This is a genomic window from uncultured Brachyspira sp. (genome assembly GCF_944390595.1).
Taxonomy (GTDB): Bacteria; Spirochaetota; Brachyspiria; order Brachyspirales; family Brachyspiraceae; genus Brachyspira.
This window is the reverse complement of record NZ_CALXRN010000042.1, coordinates 1-2,562: the sequence shown is the minus strand read 5'-3', so window position 1 is coordinate 2,562 and position 2,562 is coordinate 1. Positions and strand designations below refer to the sequence as shown.

Annotated in this window: 2 protein-coding genes; both read left to right on the top strand. The window is 21.7% G+C overall.

Going from position 1 to position 2,562, the window contains the following annotated elements; translation table 11 throughout:
- Positions 1-292 precede the first annotated feature (292 nt).
- Entirely contained in the window at positions 293-694 is a 402-nt protein-coding gene (locus Q0J90_RS02310) for a hypothetical protein (protein ID WP_297276371.1), read from the top strand.
- Between the two features lie 72 nt (positions 695-766).
- On the top strand, positions 767-2,562 hold a 1,796-nt coding region (locus Q0J90_RS02305), incomplete at its 3' end, for a tetratricopeptide repeat protein (RefSeq protein ID WP_297276370.1).

The following is a 2,562-nucleotide window of genomic DNA, read 5'->3' as shown; positions in this document are numbered from 1 at the left end:
GATAAAAGCTCATATTAATAATGAAAACAGAAAGTATAGAGAATATGATGAAGCATTTAATTATATAATAGATTTTATAGAGTTTACTAAAGATATTCAAGCAAAAAAGAATTATATTAAAGAAGGCTAACATACAGAAGAAGAATATTATGAATATGATTATTTAGACTATGACTGGTATTATAATGATGAATATAAAAACTATTATAGAAGCGAAGCAGAAATTTTTGAAGCTGATGATAATGATTTAAAAATTATAGAAAAGGTGAGAAAAAGTTTTTTGGAAAGAGGTATGGAAGCATGGAATTATTTTTCTGAAACAGGATATAAAGATATAAAAGAAAATTATAAAGAAGATAGAAGAATATTTTTTGAGAACAATTATAAAATAATATATAAAAAAGCCAAAGAAGACGGAATTAAAAAAATGAATTATATAAAATCCATTCCTACTAATAATGTTATTGAAAATGAGGATGATTTTATTGATGTTTATTTTTTAAATTACATGAATTATATATATCAGAAGAAATATTATATTGATTATTTTAAGGTAAACAAAATAGATTTAAAAAAATTGTATATAGAAAGAACGGATATATTTGAAGAACATGATGAAAATAATCCATTTGGTTTTAGGATTTCTTCTGTTGATCTTGGCGGAACTTATTCTTATATTGATATTGAAGATTAAATTATACTGTTTGATTAAAAAAATAATTCATAATATAATCTAAAAAATATAAGTATTTATAAGGATTATTATATGAGTTTAATTGATTTGGCAGCAGAGGCGTATCAAAATAAATTGTATAATTTTTCTATAAAACTTATAAGTAAATATTTAAAAAACGGCAATAATAATTCAGCAAAAGCATATTATTACAGAGCATTAAGCAGAGAAAAATTAAAGCATTATAAAGAGGCATTGGAAGATTATAATGCTTTATTAAAAATGTATCCTAATAAATATAAAGTATATGAAAAAATAGCAATTTTAAATATTAAATTATTTCATTATGAATATAATATAATAAAAGATATAAATTCCTTTAATGATAAAATAATCAAGAATTTAAAAAAGGCTTTAGAATTAAAAAGCAAAAATAAATATGCCTGCTATTTCAGATATATATTTAAAGATATTTCGCTTCCTCAATATAAAATAGATGAAAGAGAAAAAGAAATTATTTTAAATAAACTTAAGAATAATTTTCCAAAGATGTATAAATATTTAGGCTATGAATATAAAGATGAAGCATATTTAAAAAAGGCTATAGAGTTTGACGATTATATATCATATTATAATTTGGCTATTATAAATAAAACAGATGATTCAATTAAATATTTAGAAAAGGCAATTAATATAAACCCTAATTATTATAAGGCTTATAATGCTTTGGCTTTATATTTATTAGAAAAAGAAAAGTCAATCGATAATTATAAAAAGGCTATAGAGTATTTGGATAAGGCTATTGAATTAAATAAATATTATGTTCAGGGATTTTTTAACAGGCAGAAAATAAAAAGAGAGTTTTTAAAGTTAATTGATAATACAAAAGAATGCGATGAAGAATATAAAAATAAATTAGAAAATGAAATAATAGAAGACTTAAAAATGGCTTATGAGCTTTCTAATTATGAGGCAAAAAAATCTATTAAGTATTATAAAGTTTTGGGTGAAGAAGATGATATTATAAAAAACTTATCGAATCCTCAATTATCATTTCCAAAATATGATAATGTTTTAATTTATATAAAGACGGCGGATAATATTTCTAATTACTTTGAAAAAATTGAAAATTATGATGAGGCTTTAAATTTGGATTGCAATTATTATGAGGCTTATAATTTAAGAGGTTTTGCAAAATATAATTTAGGCTTTTATGATGATGCATTGATTGATTTTGATAAAGCAATAGAGATTAATAAAAATTATGCCGATGCCTATTACAATAAAGGAAAGGTTTATTTATCTAAAAATAAATACAATGAAGCTATAGAATATTTCAAAAAGTCAAAAGAACTTTATCAAATGAATGATGATAAGCATGAATTAAACAGAATAAAGCCTGATCATTATATTGCTTGGTGCTATTATCATTTGGGTGAAGATGTTGATAAAATATTTAATGAGAATATAAAATCAAATAATGAAGGACTTTCAGAAGTTTATTACAATAGAGGAAAATTAAGATATAAATTAAAGGAATATGAAAAGGCTATAGAGGATTTTGATAATATAAAAGATGAAAATGATAAAAATTATAAGAAATCATTAGCTTATAGTGCTCTGTGCAAAAATGAATTAAATGCTTTAAGCAATGATGAAAATATAAAACTTAATAATAGATTAATACTTGCTAGAGAATATAAAAAAGAGAATAATTTTAGAAATGCATTTGAGATTTATGAAAAAGTGATTAATAGTACTCTTGAAATTGATAATAACACAAGTCATACACATTTATTTTATTTGTTTAGAGCAGAAGCAAAGATAGAAATATTTAATTCTTCATTTGATTATGATAATTATTTTGAAGAGGCTCGTGAGGATATTAA

Bases quoted from the DNA above. Each gene is read 5' to 3' on its own strand.
- Q0J90_RS02310 (WP_297276371.1), top strand. From the start codon at position 293: ATGGAAGCATGGAATTATTTTTCTGAAACAGGATATAAAGATATAAAA.